This is a genomic window from Bradyrhizobium sacchari, assembly GCF_002068095.1.
Taxonomy (GTDB): domain Bacteria; phylum Pseudomonadota; class Alphaproteobacteria; order Rhizobiales; family Xanthobacteraceae; genus Bradyrhizobium; species Bradyrhizobium sacchari.
Window position 1 is genome coordinate 317891 of record NZ_LWIG01000001.1, and the last position, 19444, is coordinate 337334.

General features: G+C 66.3%; 21 protein-coding genes, 1 tRNA gene and 1 pseudogene. 10 read left to right on the forward strand and 13 right to left on the reverse strand.

Annotated features, from left to right (window positions below):
• From A5906_RS43640 to A5906_RS01510, 4 genes are all read left to right on the forward strand, one after another.
• On the forward strand, positions 1–941 hold a 941-nt coding region (locus A5906_RS43640; protein WP_245326552.1), incomplete at its 5' end, for an FAD-binding dehydrogenase.
• A gap of 3 nt (positions 942–944) precedes the next feature.
• Positions 945–1862 carry a CE1 family esterase gene (locus A5906_RS01500; RefSeq protein WP_136614867.1) on the forward strand — a complete coding sequence of 306 codons (918 nt, stop codon included), beginning with the start codon at positions 945–947 and terminating at the stop codon, positions 1860–1862.
• Positions 1863–1996: 134 nt separating this feature from the next.
• Positions 1997–2347 (forward strand): RidA family protein, encoded by a 351-nt coding sequence (locus A5906_RS01505; RefSeq protein WP_027575148.1) that lies wholly within the window; start codon positions 1997–1999, stop codon positions 2345–2347.
• A 155-nt stretch (positions 2348–2502) separates the two neighbouring features.
• Positions 2503–2868 carry a nuclear transport factor 2 family protein gene (locus tag A5906_RS01510; protein WP_080133514.1) on the forward strand — a complete coding sequence of 122 codons (366 nt, stop codon included), beginning with the start codon at positions 2503–2505 and terminating at the stop codon, positions 2866–2868.
• 193 nt (positions 2869–3061) lie between these two features.
• Here A5906_RS01510 and A5906_RS01515 read toward each other — a convergent pair whose 3' ends face one another.
• The 11 genes and pseudogenes from A5906_RS01515 to A5906_RS01560 all read right to left on the reverse strand — a co-directional run bounded on the left by A5906_RS01515 (position 3062) and on the right by A5906_RS01560 (position 13416).
• The gene (locus tag A5906_RS01515; RefSeq protein WP_080133515.1) at positions 3062–3904 is read right to left on the reverse strand and encodes an amidohydrolase family protein; all 843 of its coding nucleotides are present in this window, start codon (positions 3902–3904) and stop codon (positions 3062–3064) included.
• A gap of 3 nt (positions 3905–3907) precedes the next feature.
• Positions 3908–4885, reverse strand: a complete 978-nt coding sequence (locus A5906_RS01520) for an aldo/keto reductase (RefSeq protein ID WP_080133516.1) — start codon at positions 4883–4885, stop codon at positions 3908–3910.
• A gap of 105 nt (positions 4886–4990) precedes the next feature.
• The gene (locus tag A5906_RS01525) at positions 4991–5923 is read right to left on the reverse strand and encodes a sugar-binding protein (RefSeq protein WP_061879645.1); all 933 of its coding nucleotides are present in this window, start codon (positions 5921–5923) and stop codon (positions 4991–4993) included.
• A 94-nt stretch (positions 5924–6017) separates the two neighbouring features.
• Entirely contained in the window at positions 6018–7100 is a 1083-nt protein-coding gene (locus tag A5906_RS01530) for an ABC transporter permease (protein ID WP_026312291.1), read from the reverse strand.
• Entirely contained in the window at positions 7100–7858 is a 759-nt protein-coding gene (locus tag A5906_RS01535; protein WP_080133517.1) for an ATP-binding cassette domain-containing protein, read from the reverse strand. Before A5906_RS01535 ends, A5906_RS01530 begins: the two co-directional genes overlap by 1 nt.
• Before the next feature lie 12 nt (positions 7859–7870).
• The gene (gene xylA / locus A5906_RS01540; RefSeq protein ID WP_080133518.1) at positions 7871–9193 is read right to left on the reverse strand and encodes a xylose isomerase; all 1323 of its coding nucleotides are present in this window, start codon (positions 9191–9193) and stop codon (positions 7871–7873) included.
• On the reverse strand, positions 9194–10648 hold the full coding sequence (xylB, locus tag A5906_RS01545) for a xylulokinase (RefSeq protein ID WP_080133519.1): 1455 nt from the start codon (positions 10646–10648) through the stop codon (positions 9194–9196).
• 82 nt (positions 10649–10730) lie between these two features.
• On the reverse strand, positions 10731–11771 hold the full coding sequence (locus A5906_RS01550; RefSeq protein ID WP_080133520.1) for a LacI family DNA-binding transcriptional regulator: 1041 nt from the start codon (positions 11769–11771) through the stop codon (positions 10731–10733).
• A gap of 89 nt (positions 11772–11860) precedes the next feature.
• Positions 11861–12322, reverse strand: coding sequence for a GNAT family N-acetyltransferase (locus A5906_RS42835; RefSeq protein WP_186465149.1), 462 nt, complete (start codon positions 12320–12322; stop codon positions 11861–11863).
• 3 nt (positions 12323–12325) lie between these two features.
• Positions 12326–12835: pseudogene (locus tag A5906_RS42840) on the reverse strand (GNAT family N-acetyltransferase); the annotation flags it as partial.
• Entirely contained in the window at positions 12835–13416 is a 582-nt protein-coding gene (locus A5906_RS01560; protein WP_080134007.1) for a helix-turn-helix domain-containing protein, read from the reverse strand. The pseudogene A5906_RS42840 and the gene A5906_RS01560, both read right to left, overlap by 1 nt.
• A gap of 187 nt (positions 13417–13603) precedes the next feature.
• Here A5906_RS01560 and A5906_RS01565 point away from each other — a divergent pair, with 187 nt between their 5' ends.
• Entirely contained in the window at positions 13604–14596 is a 993-nt protein-coding gene (locus A5906_RS01565; RefSeq protein ID WP_080133522.1) for an alpha/beta fold hydrolase, read from the forward strand.
• A 4-nt stretch (positions 14597–14600) separates the two neighbouring features.
• On the opposite strand, the gene A5906_RS01570 is transcribed toward A5906_RS01565, so the two are convergent.
• Positions 14601–14674, reverse strand: a tRNA-Gly gene (locus A5906_RS01570).
• A gap of 173 nt (positions 14675–14847) precedes the next feature.
• Here A5906_RS01570 and A5906_RS01575 point away from each other — a divergent pair.
• The 5 genes from A5906_RS01575 (at position 14848) to A5906_RS01595 (ending at position 17896) form a co-directional block, all read left to right on the forward strand.
• Entirely contained in the window at positions 14848–15426 is a 579-nt protein-coding gene (locus A5906_RS01575) for a methylated-DNA--[protein]-cysteine S-methyltransferase (protein ID WP_080133523.1), read from the forward strand.
• Between the two features lie 94 nt (positions 15427–15520).
• The gene (locus tag A5906_RS01580; RefSeq protein ID WP_080133524.1) at positions 15521–16360 is read left to right on the forward strand and encodes a helix-turn-helix transcriptional regulator; all 840 of its coding nucleotides are present in this window, start codon (positions 15521–15523) and stop codon (positions 16358–16360) included.
• Between the two features lie 55 nt (positions 16361–16415).
• A complete protein-coding gene (locus tag A5906_RS01585; protein WP_080134008.1) occupies positions 16416–16775 on the forward strand; it encodes a VOC family protein in 360 nt (119 codons plus the stop codon).
• Positions 16776–16916: 141 nt separating this feature from the next.
• Positions 16917–17318, forward strand: a complete 402-nt coding sequence (locus A5906_RS01590) for an SRPBCC family protein (protein ID WP_080134009.1) — start codon at positions 16917–16919, stop codon at positions 17316–17318.
• 101 nt (positions 17319–17419) lie between these two features.
• Positions 17420–17896 carry a hypothetical protein gene (locus A5906_RS01595; protein WP_080133525.1) on the forward strand — a complete coding sequence of 159 codons (477 nt, stop codon included), beginning with the start codon at positions 17420–17422 and terminating at the stop codon, positions 17894–17896.
• Here A5906_RS01595 and A5906_RS01600 read toward each other — a convergent pair.
• Positions 17893–19335 (reverse strand): MATE family efflux transporter, encoded by a 1443-nt coding sequence (locus A5906_RS01600; protein ID WP_080133526.1) that lies wholly within the window; start codon positions 19333–19335, stop codon positions 17893–17895. The genes A5906_RS01595 and A5906_RS01600 overlap by 4 nt on opposite strands.
• Positions 19336–19444 lie beyond the last annotated feature (109 nt).

The following is a 19444-nucleotide window of genomic DNA, read 5'->3' on the forward strand; positions in this document are numbered from 1 at the left end:
GGTTAGGCGACCCGCCGAGTTTCATGATCTCCGGCGTGCCCGAACACGTCGACGGCCGCATGATCGGCATCACCGAAAAGACCGGCGCGCGGCTGATCAATCGCGACCGCATGTGGCATTATGTCGAGGGCATCCAGAACTGGTCACCGATCTGGCCGCGCCACGGCATCCGCATCCTGCCCGGGCCCTCGTCGATGTGGTTCGACGCCACGGGCACGCGATTGCCGGCGCCGCTCTTCCCCGGCTCCGACACGCTCGGCCAGCTCAAATACATCATGTCCACCGGCTATGATTATTCCTGGTTCATCCTGACCCAGAGCATCATCAAGAAGGAGTTCGCGCTGTCGGGCTCGGAGCAGAACCCCGACCTGACCGGCAAGAGCTGGCGCATGACCTTGCGCCGCGCCACCAACAAGGGCGCGCCTGCGCCGGTGGAGGCCTTCAAGAGCCATGGTGTCGACTTCATCGTGCGCGACAGGATCGAGGACCTCGTTGCGGAGATGAACAAGCTTGCCGGCAACGACCTGCTCAAGCTCGAGCACATCAGGATGCAGATCGAGGCGCGCGACCGCGAGATCGTCAATCCTTACGTCAAGGACGCGCAGGTCATGAACATCCACAATGCGCGCCGCTATATCGGCGACAGGCTGATCCGCACTGCCGCCCCGCATCGCATCCTCGATCCCGCGCAGGGGCCGCTGATCGCGGTCAAGCTCAACATCCTCACCCGCAAGACGCTGGGCGGCTTCGAAACCGATCTCGACTCGCGCGTGTTCGGTGGTGAAGGCAGCATCATTCCCGGCCTCTACGCGGTCGGAGAAGCCGCAGGTTTCGGCGGCGGCGGCGTGCACGGCTATCGCTCGCTGGAAGGAACCTTTCTCGGCGGCTGCCTGTTCTCCGGCCGCAATGCCGGACGCGCGGCGGCGAAAGCGGTGGGATAGATCATGCGGCAGTGGATGCAGATCGGGATGTTTCTTGCGGCATTGACCGCAGCCTCGGTCGCATCCGCCGACACCATCGACATCAACGGCGTGAAGCGCTCCTACACTCTGCAACTGCCGACGAAGCGGCTTGTGCCGCTGGTGATCGTGCTGCACGGCAAGACCCAGCGCGGCGCCGACATGATCGCGCGGACGGCGTGGCCCCAGGTCGCAAAACGCGAGGGTTTCGCCGTGGTTTTCCCTGATGGCCTCAACCATGCCTGGGCCGATGCGAGAACGAAAGCGGGACCCGCGCTCCGGGGCCCGCCCGAGGGCACCGACGACGTCGCCTTCATCGCAAAGCTCGTCGAGAAGCTGGTGGTGAATGGCACTGCCGATCCGAAGCGAATCTATGTCGCCGGCATCTCCAACGGCGGTGCCATGGCGATGACGCTTCTCTGCGCGCGCGCCGACCTGTTTGCGGCCGGCGCGAGCGTGATCATGAATCTCACCGAAGAGACCGCGGTCACATGCCATCCGTCACGGCCGCTGCCGATGCTGCTCATGAACGGCACGGCCGACCCGCTGGTCCCCTACGCCGGCGGACGCGGATCGAGCTATTTTGCCGCAGACGGGTTCTGGTCGACCGAGGAGACGCTGGCCTTCTGGCGCAAGCTCAACGGCTGCGAGGCAGACGATGCGGCCACGGTCGATCTGCCCGAGAAGAATCCCGCCGACCAGTCGACGGTCACCCGTATCACCTCGCGCTGCCCGGCCGGCCACGACGTCGTGCTCTATCGCGTCAACCACGGCGGCCACCGCATGCCCGGATTCTCGCCCGATGCGCGCTTCCCAAGGGTCGCGGCGGGGCTGCTCGGGCCGCAGAACGGCGACATCGACGGCGCCGAGACGATCTGGGCATTCTTCAGTCAATTCCCGTGAATCGGCACGTGCGTTGGCGGCGACGCATGCGTGCCGGGCAACGCATGCGTGCCGGGCAACGCATGCGTGCCGGGGGTGGCTGACCGCGAGACGCTGCGCTAGACAGGGCCGCCATTCCACCAGGAGATCCCCAAATGAGCATTCAGCGTTTTGAAACCGGCCCGCGCATGAGCCAGGTCGTCGTGCACGGCAACACCGTCTATCTCGCCGGCGTCGTCGCGAACAAGGCCGCCGGTGAAAGCGTCACGAAGCAGACCCAGGACATCCTGGCGACCATCGACGGCCACCTCGCCAAGGCCGGCACCGACAAGTCGAAGCTGCTCTCGGCCACCATCTACATCACCGACATGAAGACCTTCGGCGAGATGAACGCGGTGTGGGACGCCTGGGTCTCGCCGGGTAACACCCCGGCCCGCGCTACCGTCGAGGCCAAGCTGGCGGCGCCGCAATACACCGTCGAGATCATGGTGACGGCGGCGAAGTAATCTTCGCGAAACAACCGACATGTGAATGAAGCGCGATGAGGCCATCATCGCGCTTCATTTTTATGTGTGCCGATGACCTCCGAGGTAATCGATCGGCACGCGCAGTCCTTCGATAGTGACGCCCAGCCGAACACGGCGCATCGAAGGAGAGCAACATGACCGACCACACCGCCATCGCCCACTGCTATATCGATCTGTGGAACGAGCGCACGACGAGCCGCCGGCGTGAGTTGCTGAGCGAGACCTGGACGGCGGACGCGAGCTATGTCGATCCCCTGATGAAGGGCGACGGCCCCGATGGCATCGACGCGCTGATCGCGGGCGTGCAGCAGCGTTTTCCCGATTTCAGATTCAAGCTGATCGGCGAGCCCAACGGCTACGGCGACCATGTGCGCTTTTCGTGGGGGCTAGGTCCTGACGGCGTCGACAGCCCGATCAAGGGGACGGATTTCGCCGTGCTGAAGGACGGGCGCATCCAGAGCGTGACGGGATTTCTCGATCAGGTGCCTGCAGGGGCGTGAAGGCTATCTTACCCTCCCCTGGAGGGGGAGGGTCGGCTCACATTGAGCGTAGCGAAATGTGAGACGGGGTGGGGTGACAGTCTCTCCACCTCGAACAGTGCCCGCGTGGAGAGATCACCCCACCCCGCTCGCGCTGCGCGCGATCGACCCTCCCCCTCCAGGGGAGGGTGCGAGTCCGCGGCTGCGTTCTAACTTACACCAACCGATACGCCGCCATCGCATTCACCCCGAACGCCTTCTCCCGTACCTGCCCACCTAGCCTCGCCAGACACGCTTCCAGCGCGTCCTTGATCTCGCAATAGCTGCCCGCGAGCAGGCACACCGGCCAGTCCGAGCCGAAGATCAGGCGGTCTTCGCCGAAACATTTTGCGGCGTGCGCGACGAACGGGAACAGCCGCTCGGCATCCCAGTCGTTCCAGATTGCTTCCGTCGCGAGGCCTGAGATCTTGCACCAGACGTTGCCGCACGCAGCGAGCGTTGCAATGTGGTTGGTCCATTCGTCGCAGCCGCCACCGGCAATCGGCGGCTTGGCGGCGTGATCCAGCACGAAGCGCGCTTGCGGGAAGGCCTGTGCGGTTGCGATCGCGGCGGGCAGCTCGCGGGTACGGACGAGGAAATCATAGGTGAGATCGCGGGCGAACATCGCGGTGAGGCCCTGCTGGACGTCTTCGCGCAGCAGCCAATCCGCATCAAGCTCGTCGTGGACCTGATGGCGGATACCAACCAGCTTGTCGCCGCCGGGCAAGGTGCGCAGCCGGTCGAGCGTGTCGCCGAGGTCGCCGTCGGTCAGATCGGCCCAGCCGACCACGCCGATGACGGACGGCGTCGCATGCGCGATGCGCAGGAATTCCTCGGTCTCCTCCAGCGCGGAGCGGCACTGCACCACGATGCTGGCGTCGATGCCGTTCGCCTTCAGCAGCGGCGCGAGATTGGCCGGGCCGAAGGCGCGGCGGATCGGCGTGAGCTCGGGCGCCTCCATCCAGGGATAGTTGGCCCGCGCGGGATCCCAGAAATGCTGGTGGGCGTCGATGATCATGGCTCACACTCCACCCGGCAGCGGCGCGCGAGCGTCGACGAGGTTTCGCGCGCGCAGCTCCTGCCAGAACGCCGGCGACACGGTCGTCTCCGACATCGCGATGTTGTCGGCGACCTCGCCGGCATTGCGCGCGCCCATCACGGCGACGGTCACGGCCGGATGGGCCATGCAGAACTGGAGCGCGGCGGCCTTCAGCTCGGTACCGTGCTTGCGGCAGAGCTCGTCGAGCGCGAGCGCACGGGCGACGAGCGCGGCATCAGCGTCCTGGTAGTTGAACTTCGCGCCGGCGTGCGGATTGGCCAGAATGCCGCTGTTGTAGATGCCGCCGAGCAGGATGCCGATATTCCTGGCCTGACAGACCGGAAACAGTGCATCCAGCGCGCCCTGGTCGAGCAGCGTGTAGCGGCCGGCGAGCAGGAAGCAGTCCACCGGCACGGCCTCGGCGAAGCGGGCCGGCATTTCCGACTGGTTCATGCCGGCGCCGATCGCCTTGACGGTGCCGTCGTCCCGCAGGCGCTGGAGCGCGCGGAAGGCACCGGCGACGGCTTCGTCGTAGTGATCGTCGGGATCGTGCACGAGCAGGACGTCGACGCGATCGAGCCCGAGGCGGGCAAGACTCTCCTCAACAGAACGCATCACGCCATCATAACTGAAATCGAACACGGGTCGCTCGCGCGGCGTGCCCTTGTAGTGTTCGTCCTCGGCGGCGCCACCATCGGGGGCACGCAGCAGGCGGCCGACCTTGGTCGAGATGGCATAGGTGTCGCGCTTCTGCTGCCGCAGGAACGCGCCGAGCCGTCGCTCCGCAAGGCCAAAGCCGTAAAGCGGCGCGGTATCGAAGAAGCGGATTCCCGCCGCCCATGCAGTTGCAAGGGTCGCCTCCGCATCGGCATCGCTGACGGGACTGAACAATCCGCCGAGCGGAGCGGAACCGAGGCCGATCGAGGTGACGTCGAGAGAGCCGAGCCGCGCGCGTTTCATTCCCATTGCCTTATAGTCTTCTTCCAGCAGTCCAGACATCATCTCTCCCGCTTGCGGCAAGCGCAAGCGGGAGAGGCACGCAGGAGCGCGGGGCTGGCGGCGCTCCTACTTCAGCATCTGCGCGACGTTGTCCTTGGTGACGAGGTCGAGGCCGGTGTAGACGATCTCCGGAACCTTCTCGCCCTTCTTGATGGCGAGCAGCGTGTCCATCGCCTTCTCGCCCATCTCGAACGGACGCTGGCCGACCAGCGCATTGGCATAGCCGTCACGCAGCAGTTCGAGCTGCATCTTGAGCGTATCGGCGACGACCAGCGTGAACTTGCCGGAATCGATGTCCTTCTTGTTCCTCGAGGCGAAGGCCTTGAAACCTTCGGGAGCGAACATCGGCCAGCCGCCGATGGGCACGATGGCGGCGAGATCGGGCGTTGCGGTGCGCATGTCTGTCATCTGCTGGACCGCCAGCGCGGGATCGTCGTTGCAGAACGTCGGGGAGCCCGCGACCTCGGTCCATTTCGAGCCCTTCAGCGCCTCACGCACGCCGTCGACGCGCTCGGCGAGGTTCTTGGCGCCTGGACCGCCCGAGACCATCGCGTATTTGCCGCCATCGGGGCGCATCTTCAGCAATTGCTTGCCGAGGGCCAGGCCGAACTCCTTGTTGTTGGTGCCGATATAGGCGATGCGCTTGGAGCCCGGCGCATCGGCATCGAAGGTGATGACGGGAATGCCGGCCGCCGTCGCCGCCTCGATCGACTTGGTCATGGCCGCGACGTCGGCGACTGAGATGGCGAGACCGTCAACCTTCTGGGTGACGAAGTCCTGGATGATCTGCGCCTGTGTCGCCGGCTCGTGCTCGACCGGTCCCTTGTAGATGCACTCGATATTGCCGAGCTCCTTGGCGCGCTTCAGGCAGCCGTCGCGCGCGAAGTCGAAGAACGGATTGTTCATAGCCTTGGGCACGATCACGAAGCGGTAGTTCGCGGCGAACGCCGGCGTCGCCATCATCGCAACGGCGATACCGGCAAGAAGCAGTTTCCTCATAGTCTCCTCCACCCTTGTTTGATGCCTATCCTCTGCAAAGCGCCCGGGAAGCGGACAGGCGGCATTTTCGTTGCCTTCCCGAGATGACGTCACGTCAGGTCATCCGCGAACGGATGCGGTCGACCAGCACAGCCAGAATGATGATCACGCCCACCAACGTCTGCTGCCAGTAGGAGGAGACCTGCGCCAGCACGAGGCCGTTGCGGATCACCTCCAGCAGCACGCAGCCGACGATGGCCCCGAGCGGACCCCCGATGCCGCCGGCGAGATTGGCACCGCCGATCACGGCCGCCGCGATCACGTTGAGCTCGTAGGAGGTCGCCATGTTCGCCGGGGCAGATCCGAGCCAGCCGGAGATGATGATGCCCTGAAGGCCCGCGGCGAGCGCGCAGATCACGTAGACCTCGATCTTCACCCGCACCACCGGAATGCCGGTCAGCTCCGCCGCCTTCTCGTTGCCGCCGAGCGCGAAGACGTGGCGGCCGAACGAGGTGTGGTGCAGCACCACGGCCATCGTCAGGGCAAGGATCACGAGATAGATGAAGGGCGCGGGCACGCCGAGCACGTCGCCCGAGGTCAGCGCGTAGAAATAATCGGCATCGGGCCCACCCGGAAAGCTGCCGCGGCCGTTGGAGACGACGTAGCCGAGCCCGCGCACGATCGAGAGCATGCCGAGCGTTGTGACGAAGGGCGACAGGCCGAGCACGGCGATGCAGAAGCCGTTGACGAGCCCCGCGATCAGCGCGACGCCGAGGCCGGCGAGGATCGACACCAGCAGGATCAGGCCGGGCACGTTGGCGAGCACGGTCTTGCCGTCGGCCGCCATATGCACGAACAGCGAGGCGCCGAGCCCGCCCGGCGTCGACAGCTCGGTCATCACCATCGAGGTGATCATGGCCGAAAAGCACATCATCGAGCCGACCGAGAGGTCGATGCCGCCGATGATGATCACGAAGGTGACGCCGAGCGTGGCAATGGCGATGAACGAGAAGTTCTTCGCCACGTTCTGGATGTTGCCTTGGGTGAAGAAGTACGGGCTGGCGAAATGCATGATCACCAGCAGCACCGCCAGCGCCAGCAGCACATAGCCGGTCTGGGAGGCGAAGATGCCGCGCTGCCACCACCTGATCTTGCCGACATTGGTGAAGCTGATCGGGGATTCCATGGGCATGGCCATCACGCCGCCTCCTTCGCGCCGGTGATGAGAGCGGTGACTTCCTCCGGTGAGGTCTCGTGGATCGGCTTGTCGGCCCGCTTCTCGCCGCGGCGCATGACGATGACGCGGTCGCATACCGCGAACACGTCGGGCATGCGGTGTGAGATCAGCATCACGGCGACGCCCTGCTCCTTGAGCCGGTGGATCAGGCCGAGCACCTGCTCGACCTGGCGCACCGAGATCGCCGCCGTCGGCTCGTCCATCATCACCAGCCGCGCATTGGAGAGCCGGGTCCGCGCGATCGCGACGGCCTGGCGCTGGCCGCCCGACATCTGCTTGACGAGATCGTCGGGCCGCGTCTCCGAGCGCAGCTCGCCGAACAATTCCAGCGCGCGCGCCGCCATCGCCTTGTGGTCGAGCAAGGCGATGGGCCCGAATTTGCGCTTGAGCTCGCGGCCGAGGAAGACGTTGGCGGCCGCCGTCAGATTGTCCGATAGCGCGAGGTCCTGATAGACCACCTCGATGCCGACGGCGCGGGCGTCGACGGGACGGCTGAAATGGACCGCGCTGCCGGCAAAGCGCATCTCGCCATGGGTGGGACGGAAATTGCCGGCGATGATCTTGACCAGCGTCGACTTGCCCGCGCCGTTGTCGCCCATCAGACCGACCACCTCGCCAGGGAAGACCTGCATGTCGACGTCGTGCAGCGCGCGGATCGCGCCGAACTCCTTGCCGATGCCGGTGAGTTCGAGCACCGGACTTGCTTCAGCACTTGCCATCAGCGGCGTTCCTTAGACATAGCGGTTGACCAGGGATTCCAGATATTCCTGCCGGCCCGAGCGCGGCTGCGGATCGAAGCCGGGACTCATCGCGCGGTCCGCGAGATCAGCGAGCGAGCGCTGGCCGCCGAGAATGGCGCGGCCCTCGGGCCCGGCCCAGCCCTCGTAGCGCGCGGCGATCGGCGTCGTGAGCGCGCCGGCATCGAGCATGTCGGCGGCGGCGAGGAAGGCGCGCGCGCAGGCATCCATCGAGCCGACATGGGCGTGGATCAGATCATCGGGGTCGATCGACTGGCGGCGAATCTTGGCGTCGAAATTGAGCCCGCCCGAGGTGAAGCCGCCGCGGTTGAGGATCTCGTGGAACACCAGCGCGAGCTCGCCGACATTCATCGCGAACTGGTCGGTGTCCCAGCCGAGCAGGTCATCGCCGCGGTTGATGTCGAGCGAGCCGAACACGCCGAGCGCCTCCGCCAGGGCGACCTCGTGATGGAAGGAGTGGCCGGCGAGGATGGCGTGGTTCTGCTCGATGTTGAGCTTGACGTCCTTGAGCAGGTCGTAGCGTTCGAGGAAGCCGTAGCAGGTGGCGACGTCGAAGTCGTATTGATGCTTGGTCGGCTCCTTGGGCTTGGGCTCGATCAGGATCGGGCCCTTGAAACCTATTCTGTGCTTGTGCTCGACCACGAGCGAGACGAAGCGGCCGAGCTGGTCGAGCTCGCGCTTGAGGTCGGTGTTGAGCAGCGTCTCATAGCCCTCGCGGCCGCCCCACAGCACATAGTTCTGGCCGCCGAGCCGGTGCGTCACCTCCAGCGCGGCCCGGACTTGGCCGGCGGCATAGGTGAAGATGTCGGGGTCCGGGTTGGTCGCCGCGCCCGCCATGTAGCGGCGATGCGTGAACAGATTTGCGGTACCCCAGAGCAGGCGGACCTTGCTCGATGCCATCTTCCGTTCGAACAGATCGGCAATCGCGTTGAGATTGGCGACGGACTCCCTGAGCGAATCTCCTTCCGGCGCCGCGTCGACGTCGTGGAAGGTGAAGAAGGGCACGTCCAGCAGGCGAAACAGCTCGAAGGCGACATCGGCCTTGGCGCGCGCCATCGCCATCGCATCGGTGCCGTGATGCCAGGGCCGCAGAAAGGTCTCGCCGCCGAAGGGATCGCCGCCCGGCCAGCACAGCGAATGCCAGTAGCACACCGCAAAGCGCAAATGATCCTCGAGCCGGCGGCCGTGGACCATGCGGTCCTTGTCGTACCAGCGGAAAGCATGCGTGTTCGCCGCATCCTTGCCGGCAAAGGCGACCGGCGTCGTTGCATCGAAGAATTTGGCTGGCGCGTTCACTTAAACAGTCTCCTTCAATGCGGGATAAAGCGCGCGCCAGCGACGATAGGCCTCGTCATAGGCTGCGGTTACGGATGGGCGCGGCGCAAAGCTCGCGAGCCGGCGCGGGCGGGTACAGACCTCAGCGGGATCTTCGCCGGTGGCGGCGATGCGGCCGAGCCGCGCGGCGCCGAGGGCGGCCCCGACCTCACCTTCCTCGACGCGGTGGACGGCAATGCCGAGCACGTCGGCGCAGATCTGCGCCCACAGCGGCGAGCGCGAGCCGCCGCCGACGAGATCGACTTCACCGATCGGTCCGCTCGCCGCGCTCAGCGCCGCCAGATTGTCGCGCGCGGCGAAGGCGACGCCCTCGAGTACGGCCTGGACCATCTGGGAACGCCCGGTCGCACCGCGCAGACCGACGAAGGCGCCGCTGGCGGCGGCATCGTTGTGCGGCGTGCGCTCGCCATCGAGATAGGGCAGGAATTTGACGGGGCTCGGCCCATCGACGCGCTCGCCGAGCGGCGCGAGCAGCGCGGCCGCAGGCGTCTCCATCACACCGGACAGCCAGGCCAGTGAAGCCGCGGCCGACAGCATCACACCCATCTGGTGCCAGAGTCCGGGCAGCGCGTGGCAGAAGGCATGCACGGCCGACGCCGGCGCCGGCGCAAACCGGTCGGTGACGCGGAACAGCACGCCGGAGGTGCCGAGCGACAGGAAGGCATCGCCCGGCGCGATGGCACCGAGCCCCATCGCACTCGCCGCGTTGTCGCCGGCGCCGCCGGCCACGACGACATCTTTCGTCATGCCCCAGCGTTGCGCGTATTCCGGCGCGAGCGTTGCGCTCACCGCGCTGCCCTCGACGAGGCGCGGCATGTGATGCAGATCGAGGCCGGTGGCATGCAGCAGCAGGGCCGACCAGCGCCGCTCGCCGACATCGAGCCACAGCGTGCCGGCCGCATCCGACATGTCCTCGAGCATCTCGCCGGTCAGGCGGTAGCGGACATAGGCCTTCGGCAGCAGCACCTTGGCGACCCGCTTGAATATCTCCGGCTCGTGCCGCGCGACCCAGAGCAGCTTCGGCGCGGTGAAGCCGGGCATCGCCAGATTGCCGGCGATGGCGTGCAGCGACGGACAGCGCCGCTCCAGCATCGCGCACTCGGCCTGCGAGCGGCCGTCGTTCCAGAGGATCGCGGGACGCAGCGGGCGTCCGTCTTCGCCGAGCAGCGTCGCGCCATGCATCTGGCCCGACAGGCCGATGCCGGCGACCCGCGCCACCTCGCGCGGATGATGGCTGGCGAGATCGTCGACTGCGCCGATCGCGCCCTCGACCCAGGTGTCAGGATCCTGCTCGGACCATAGCGGCGCCGGATGCGACAGCGCGAGCTCGCGCGCCGCCGTCGCGACCACCGCGCCGGCATCGTTCACGAGCACCGCCTTCACACCGGATGTGCCGATGTCCAGTCCGAGATACACGCCATCCTCCCTTTTGCCTGTTGCGGTGCGCGAGCTTCATGTCGCCTTCGCCGCAAGGGCCGATTTTCAAATCCACCTGCCGCTAGGGCAGATTGTCCCGCATCACGATGTCGATCCTGATCTTCTCCTGTTCGCGCAGGATCGGCTCGCCGCGGGCGAGCGCGAGCAGCACGCGCACGGCGGCCCGCGCCTCATGTCCCGGATTCTGCGAGATCGCGGCATCCATCACGCCCTGGAGCAGCAACCGGCGCGTCAGTGCGGTGACGTCGTGTCCGACAAACACGACCTTGTCGCGGCCGGCCTCGCTCAACGCTTTGGCGACGCCCTGCGTGCCGGCGCCGACGTTATAGAGGCCGACAATGTCGGCATGCTTCCCCAACAGCCGCGCCAGCAGCTGCTCCGAGCGCGCGTCCTCGTCGCGCCCTTCCAGCACCGGCAGCACGCTGAGGTCGGGGAATTCGCTAGCCATCACTTGATTGAAGCCGAAAATACGCTCGGCATGGTCGCGCAGGCCCTGCGATCCCGCGACGACGGCAACCTTGCCGGAGCGTCCGCCGACCAGCCGTCCGACCAGCGCGCCCGCAGTGCGGCCCGCCGCGATGTTGTCGATGCCGACATAGTGGTGGCGGCGCGCCGACGGCACATCCGAGACCAGCGTCACGACCTTGGCGCCGGCGTCGACGAGGTCGTTGATGGCGGCGCGGACGGCGGGATGATCCAGCGCCACCACGGCGACGCCGTCGTAATCCCCCGACAGCGCCTCCAGCGAGGCGGCCAGCACGGAGGCGTCGAACACGTCGGTGGCGATCATCTCGACCTTGAGGCGACGCGCCGAGAGCCAGCCCGACATCTCGCCGAGATAGGCCTCGATCTGCTGCATGAACGGGTTCGGCCCTGACGGCATCACGAAGGCAAAGCGGCGGGCCCGGCTGCGCGCGAGCTCCGCGGCCGCCACATGCGGCTGGAAGGAATTGCGCTCGATCGCTTCCCTGACACGCCTGACCATATCCGGCCGCACGCCCGGCCGGTTGTGCAGGACGCGATCCACTGTCGCCAGGCTGACGCCCGCCTCGCGGGCGATGTCCTTCAGCGTCAGGGCGACGGTGGTGAGCGTCTCGGCCATGGCTGAAGGCTAGCAGAGGTGTTTTGAGGTGCGCAACTCATTTTGAGGGATAGGGCAGTCTTTTCGGCCCCGGTAGCGCCGGCCCGGAACTAGCCTCTCAAATCGAGCTTCAGGAACAGGCTGTTGGGATCCTCGGCATAACCCTCGAACGGGCCGCAGGGCACGAAGCCGTGCGCCTGGTAGAGCGCATGCGCGGGCTTGAAATAATCCCACGAGCCGGTCTCGAGGCTGAGCCGCTGCAGGCCGCGCGCACGGGCTTGCGCGATGATGTGGCGGAGCATCTGGCCGCCATAACCGCGCCGCCGCGCGGTCTGCAGCGTATGCATCGACTTGACCTCGCCGTGGCGAGGCGAAAGCGTCTTCAGCGCGCCGGTGGCGACCAGCGTCTCGCCGTCCCAGCCGGTCCAGAACGCGATGTCGCGCGCACGAAGGCCGGCGAGATCGAGCGCATGGGCGCTGCCCGGCGCGGTCTGCGCCCGCGCCGCCGTGACGTGATGGTCGAGCAGCGCGATGACGCGGGGATCGAAGGTGTCGCCGGGGCGGATCTGCATCTTCGGCCTCACATCGCTGGAAAGCCGCATCTGCATGAGGACCATATCGAGCCAGCGGCCGAACTTGCAGCCAACTTCGGGCATACGGCCGACCTCGGCAAAGCCGAACGAGGCGTGCAGCGCGATCGAGGCGGAATTCGAGGCCTCGATCGCGGCGACCATCGTGTGCTTGTTCAGTGCCGTGGCGCGCTCGATCAGCGCAGCCATCAGGCCGCGGCCAATGCCCGCGCGATGATGCCGCTCGTCGACATAGACGGAATTCTCAACCGTGTGGCGATAGCCGGGCCAGGGACGGAAATCGCCGAAGGAGGCGAAGCCGACCACATCCCTACCCTTCATGGCGACCAGAACGGGATAGCCGGCGTCCCGTCGCGCGCGGATCCACGCGCGCCGCGAATCGAGATCAACCGGGCCGTCGGTCCAGACCGCCGTGGTGTTGACCGCGGCGTAATTGTAGATGGCCAAAATATCCTCGGCATCCTCTAGCGTGGCGTCGCGCACGATCAGCGGCATCACATCTTCCCGTATGAGGTGCCGCGCCGCGTGATGATGACGTAGCGGGCATCCTGTTTTGTTTCGTTCTCGAATGTCACCGCACGCATCACGTCGAAGTCGAGACAGTCGCCATCGCGCAGGCGCACCGTCTTGGCGTCGATATGCACGCAGACCGCGCCGTCCAGCATCAGGAGCTGCTGGGTGAAGGCGTTGCGGCCCCAGGGGCTGTAGGAGACGCGCGCGCCGGCCGGCAGATCGACGACGATGATCTCGATGCCGCTGGCCGCATCAGGCGGCGAGGCATGACGCCGGCGATAGCCGCTGTCGGGATCGCGCCAATGCGGCTGGTCGGCAAGCCGCATCAGGCGCTCCGGCGGCTTCTCCGCAAGCGCGACGACGTCGCTGAGCGTGACGTCGAGCGCCGCGCAGAGCTTGTTGAGCAGCGCCGCCGTCGCACTGCTCTGCGCCCGCTCCACCCGCCCGATCATGGCCCGGCTGACGCCGGAGCGCCCTGCGAGTTCGTTCAACGTCATGCCCGCCTGCGTCCTCAACGTCTTCAAGCGACGACCGATCGCGCGATCCAGTTTCTGCTGGTCCATCTCTTTGCAGGTCCTGTCCTTGATCCGAACATTGCCCGACACGAGGACCCATCCGACAGGGCGGGAGAAGCTTAAGGCTGGCGAGGCGCGCGTGCGGGGCGTGAGGAGCTAATATATTAGAATCTTGCGAGGCCCGCCGGGCCGATTAGGATGCGTCCGACGCCGATGACGACCTGGAGGCGACGAGATGGGCGAGCCGACGCAGCGGACGATCAAGGCCAATGGCATCAGCCTCAACGTCGCCGAGCAGGGCGAGGGGCCGATGGTGCTGCTCTGCCACGGCTTTCCGGAAGGCTGGTACTCCTGGCGCCACCAGCTCGAGGCGCTGGCGGCGGCCGGCTACCACGCCGTCGCGCCCGACATGCGCGGCTACGGCAAGAGCGACAAGCCCGAGGCGATCGACCAGTACACGATCCTCCACATGGTCGGCGATCTCGTCGGCGTCCTCGACGCCTTCGAGGCAAAGGACGCCGTCATCGTCGGGCACGACTGGGGCGCGACGATTGCCTGGCACACGGCGCGCCTGCGGCCTGATCGTTTCCGCGCTGCCGCGATCCTCAGCGTGCCCTATCGACCGCGCAGCGAGGTGCGTCCGACCAGCGTCATGCCGCAGACGGCGGATGCGCAATTCTATCAGCTGTACTTCCAGGAGCCGGGGGTCGCCGAAGCGGAGTTCGAGCGGGATCCGCGCGCAACGCTCGGCGCCATGCTCTATGGCGGCTCCGGCGAAGGAGCAGCGGCGATCCGCGCCAATGCCGAGCGTCAGGGGCGAACCGTCGGCGTCGGCATGGTCTCGCGCAAGGAGGGGATGTTGCCGAAGGTGCAGGTGCCGCGACCATCGTGGCTGAGCGCCGCCGATCTCGACTATTACGCCGGTGAATTTGCCCGCAGCGGGTTTCGCGGACCGCTCAACTACTACCGCAACATCGATCGCAACTGGGAGCTGATGGGGGCCTTCGAGGGCATCAAGGTGATCGTTCCCGCACTCTACATCGCCGGCGACCACGACATGGTCATCGCCTTTCCCGGTGCCGCCGAGCACCTCGCCAACATGAAGCAATGGGTGCCGCAGCTGCGCGAGATCAGGATGCTGCCCGGCTGCGGACACTGGACGCAGCAGGAGCGGCCCGCGGAGGTGAATGCGGCGCTCGTGGAATTCTTGCGGAGCCTGCCGGGCTAAGTATTGGAGCGGGCGAAGGGAATCGAACCCTCGTATGCAGCTTGGGAAGCTGCCGTTCTACCATTGAACTACGCCCGCTTATGCGCTGCTCGCGCTCATCCTGATTAGCCGAGACGGCGCGCCTCGCCAAGCGGTTTGGCGCGGCCGGCCGGACGCTTCTTAACGTTTTGGCAAGATTTTGGGTGCGCCGGATTGTGGCGGTGTTATGATCGAATGTCGGGGGAGAAACGTGCACTGAGTGGGGCGTGTGCATGGCGGGGCGTGGCTACACGATATTCGACACGGCGATCGGGCGCTGCGGCATCATCTGGAGCAGCACCGGCGTCGTTGCCGTGCAATTGCCGGAGGCGCGGGAGATCGACACCCGCCGCCGGATCTTCCAGGTCCATCCCGAGGCGCGGGAGCAGCAGCCGCCGCTCAATACCGAGCTCGCGATCGAGGGCATCGTGGGCCTGCTGCAGGGTAGCGATCCCGATTTTTCCGACGTCAGCCTGGATGCCGGCGCCGTGCTCGCCTTCAACCGTCGGGTCTATGAATACACCTGCACGATCCCGCGCGGGGAGACGCGCACCTATCATGAGATCGCCCGGGCCCTGGGCGCTTCCGGCGCGGCGCACTCGGTGGCGCAGGCGATCGCAAAAAATCCCTACATGTTGATCGTGCCGTGCCACCGCGTGCTGGAGGCCGGCAATTACGCCGACCGGATCTCGCCTTACGGCGGGGTGATCTCCAAGCGGCGGCTGCTGTCGCTGGAGGGCGCCCATCCGGTCGCCAGCAAGACGCTGTTCGAGGTCCTGCTGCCCGTTGCTCCGCCCCGCGCGCCCAGCTAAGGCGCGATCCTGATCGCACCTTAGCTTGGTTTTTTGGCATGATCTCATCGGACAACCGCTACACACTTGTCCGGATCATGCCTAGATAGGTCGCATGGATGCGACCACGCTGCTGACGACACGATCGATAATCGTCTCCGAATTTCGCTGCGATGCGGGACCGGACGACACGCCGTTTGCGGAATGCCGCACCGGCCATTCCATCGCCTATGTCCGCTCGGGCAGTTTCGGCTGCCATTGCCGTGCCGGCTTCTTCGAGCTGGTGGCGGGCTCGATGCTGGTCGGTGCCCCCGGTGAGGAATACACCTGCACGCACGAGCATGTCTCGGGCGACGTCTGCCTCGGCTTCTTCTTCAGTGAGGACCTCGTCGATGCCCTCGGCGGACAGCGCGAAATCTGGCAGATCGGCGCGACGCCGCCGCTGCCCGAGTTGATGGTGCTGGGCGAGCTGGCCCAGACGGCAGCAGATGGCAACAGCGACTTGGGTCTCGACGAGATCGGTCAAATTCTTGCGGGCCGTTTCATTGATGTGGTTTCAGGCAAGGCGCGAAAGCAGGCGACGCCGACGGCGCGCGACCGCCGCCGCGCCGTCGAGGCCGCGCTGTGGATCGACGACAATTCGCATGCCGAGCTCGACCTCGAGCAGGCGGCAAAGCAGGCAGGCCTCAGCCCGTTCCATTTCCTGCGGCTGTTCTCTGCCGTGCTTGGCGTCACCCCGCATCAATATCTGGTGCGCTCGCGGCTGCGGCACGCCGCGCGCAAGCTCGCCGACGAGGACATCGCCGTCACCGACATCGCCTATGACGTCGGCTTCGGCGACCTCTCCAACTTCGTCCGCACGTTTCATCGCGCCGCCGGCGTGTCGCCGACGAAGTTCCGGCAGGCCGCGAAGGGCGAGCGCAAGATTCTCCAAGAGCAGCTCGCCCTCAACTGACTAGGCTCGTCTCCGGCGCGCGCCAGTTGCGGCGCGCTTTGCAATGGAGACGATCATGTACGACCACATCGGATTGCGTGTTGCCGACCTCGACGCCGCCACGCGCTTCTACACCGCGGTGCTGGCGCCGCTTGGTTACGTCCTCTGCTCCAGTGGTGACGGCTATGCCGGCTTCGGGCCGAAGGGCGAGCCGGGGCTGTGGCTGCACCTGAATAAGGGACGCAAGGCCGACGGCGCGCATATCGCGTTTCGTGCCAAGGATCACGACGCGGTCAAGGCGTTTCACAGCGAAGGGCTGAAGAGCGGCGGCCGCGACAATGGCGGCGCCGGACCGCGCAAGGATTACAGCCCGACCTATTATGCGGCGTTCTTGATCGATCCTGATGGCAACAATGTCGAGGCGGTTTGTGTGTGAGCTCTCTCCTTCGTCATTGCGAGGAGCCCTTGCGACGAAGCAATCCAGACTGTCTCTGCGGAAACATCTCTGGATTGCTTCGCTTGCGCTCGCAATGACGGTGTTTGTGGCGACCACTTAATGAAAATCAAGGACACCTTCATGGCCTCCATCCACAACGACATCCCCCTGCCCGTGCCCGCCCGCGACGTCTGGGACGCGGTGCGCGATTTCGGCGCGCTGCCGCAGCGGCTGGCACCGGGCTTCGTCACGGCCTGCACGCTCGACGGCGATGCGCGCATCGTCACCTTCGCCAACGGCTCCGTCGCGCGCGAGGTGCTGGTCGATTGCGACGACGCGCGGCAGCGTCTCGTCTATGCGATCAACAACGAGCGGCTGAAGCATTACAGCGCCTCGGTGCAGGTGATCGCCGAGGGCGATGCGCGGTGCCGGTTGGTCTGGATCATCGACATGCTGCCGAACGAGCTCGCGCCGTATGTTCAGGGGCAGACGAGGGAGGCCGTCGCCGCCATCCATCGGGCATTCCCGCCCGCTTCTGCGTGATCTTTTTCACAGAGCGGCCTCCTCGCCGGCCGTAACCATGCCCCGCGTGCGTCCGGTTGGCTCCGCTCTCCCGGCGGCGCCGCGCACGCGAGGAGCATGCCATGAGAGGTGCGGACAAGGTGATCTGCCAGGCAGCCGCCGTGCTGCTGCTGTTTTCGATGTCGAGCGTGCCGGCAAAGGCGCAGTTCCTCGGCGGCGGGAGCGCCGGCGGCGAGGACATGATGACGCAGATGGCGCCGATGCTGGAAATGATGAAGGCGAAGCTGGGCAAGCGCCGCTTCGCCATGCTGATGCAGACCATGGGTCCGATGATGAGCCGCATGATGGAGAACGGCGGCATGATGGGCGGGGGCAGTGGCCTTGGTGGCCTCGGCGGCGGTTTCGGCGCGCCCACTTACGGCGGCACCACCCCGATGGGCGGAAGCGGCTATCTGCCGGCCGGGCTCGGCGGCATGGGCGGCGGCGATATCATGGGCATGCTCGGCGGCTCCGGTGGCAGCGACATGATGGCGATGATCCCGCAATTGATGCGGCTCGCCAATGCCGGCGGCGGTCATCGCCGTCACCGGCATCGCTAATCCGCCGCGGCCGACAGCGCCGGCCTGATCGCGGGCTTGCCCTCGCGCGGCCCCCAGCGCGTCAGCACGACGCTGGAGCAGGACAGCAGGCCGAGCACGACCATCGAGCTCGCGGCCAGCCAGAAGAAGCTCTGCGCCGTGGCCTCGTGCGTCAGCAGCCACCAGCCGACCGCCGAGATGTAGACAAGCCGCGCGGTCTGCGCCAGCACCGGGCCAATCACCTTCGCCGCGCCTTGCGAGGAGAAATACATCGTCGTTGCAAGGCCGAAGAACGCGTAGAACGGCCCGACCGTCGAGAGATATTGATGGCTCGCCGCGCGCACGACCGGGCTGTCGGTGAAGATGTTGACCCAGAGATCGGGGAAGATCGCAACGAGGCATGCCGGCATGCCGACTGCCACGAAGGCGGCGGCACTGGCGATCCAGGCAACGCGGCGGGCGCGCGCGATGCGGCCCGCACCGATCGCCATGCCGACCATCGGCACGCAGGCAATGCCGAACGAGAACGCGATCGAGGTCAGCAAAAATTCCAGCCGCGCGCCGATGCCGTAACCGGCGAGGATGGCGGTGCCGAACTTCGCCAGCATGTGGGTGAAGATCGAGATCGTCAGCACCGATTGCAGCGGTGAGAAGCAGGCGATGGCGCCGACCTTGAGGATGTCGAAGAACATCGCCCATTGGATGCGAAGGCCACGCAGCTTCGGTGCGATCCGCGCGCGGCCGGAGAACAGGTACCAGCCCATGATGCAGATGTTCATGGTGTAGGCGATCAGCGCGCCGGCCGCGACGCCGCGCATGCCGAACTGCGGCACCGGACCGAGCCCGAGGCCGAGGGCGCCGCCAAGCAGGATCTGCCAGGCTGCGGAGTTGAGGATCAGGAACGACGGCAGCTTCATGTTGCCGGTGCCGCGCAAGATGCCCGCCATGGTGTTGAGCAGCCAGGGCAGCACGGCGCCGCCGAAAAACACCTGCGTATAGGCGATCGCATGGGTGAGCACGTCGCCGCGGCCGCCGAGCATTTCGAGCACCCTGGGTCCGAAGATCAGCATGCCCAGCATGAAGACGAGGCCGAAGCTGATGCCGATCAGCATCGCATGCATCGCGAGCGTGCCGGCACGCTCGCGGTCGCCGGCGCCGAGCGCGCGTGCGATGGCGGACGCCACGGCGCCGCCCATGGCGCCGCCCGACATCGTCATGGTCAGGATTACTGTCGGAAACACCAGCGCCATCGCGGCCAGCGCCTCGACGCCGAGACGGCCGATATAGGAGGTCTCGGCGATCACCGTACAGGTGCCCGCCGACAGCCCGATCACGGTCGGCCAGGCGAGCCCCAGCAGCGTGCGCAGGATCGGCCCGTCGATCAGCGCGCTCCTTAGGGGACGCGGCGGTGGCGGCGGGCGTTCTTGCTCATCGACCGGGATCTCGGCGATGTCGGACATGTCCTCCCCCGGACACAGGCGCCATTTGCAGCGCGGCAATCACCTGGTGTGCCAATAACCTTATTCGCGTGAAGGCGCGGCGAGAGGCTTGTTAGCACGGCGATTGCCG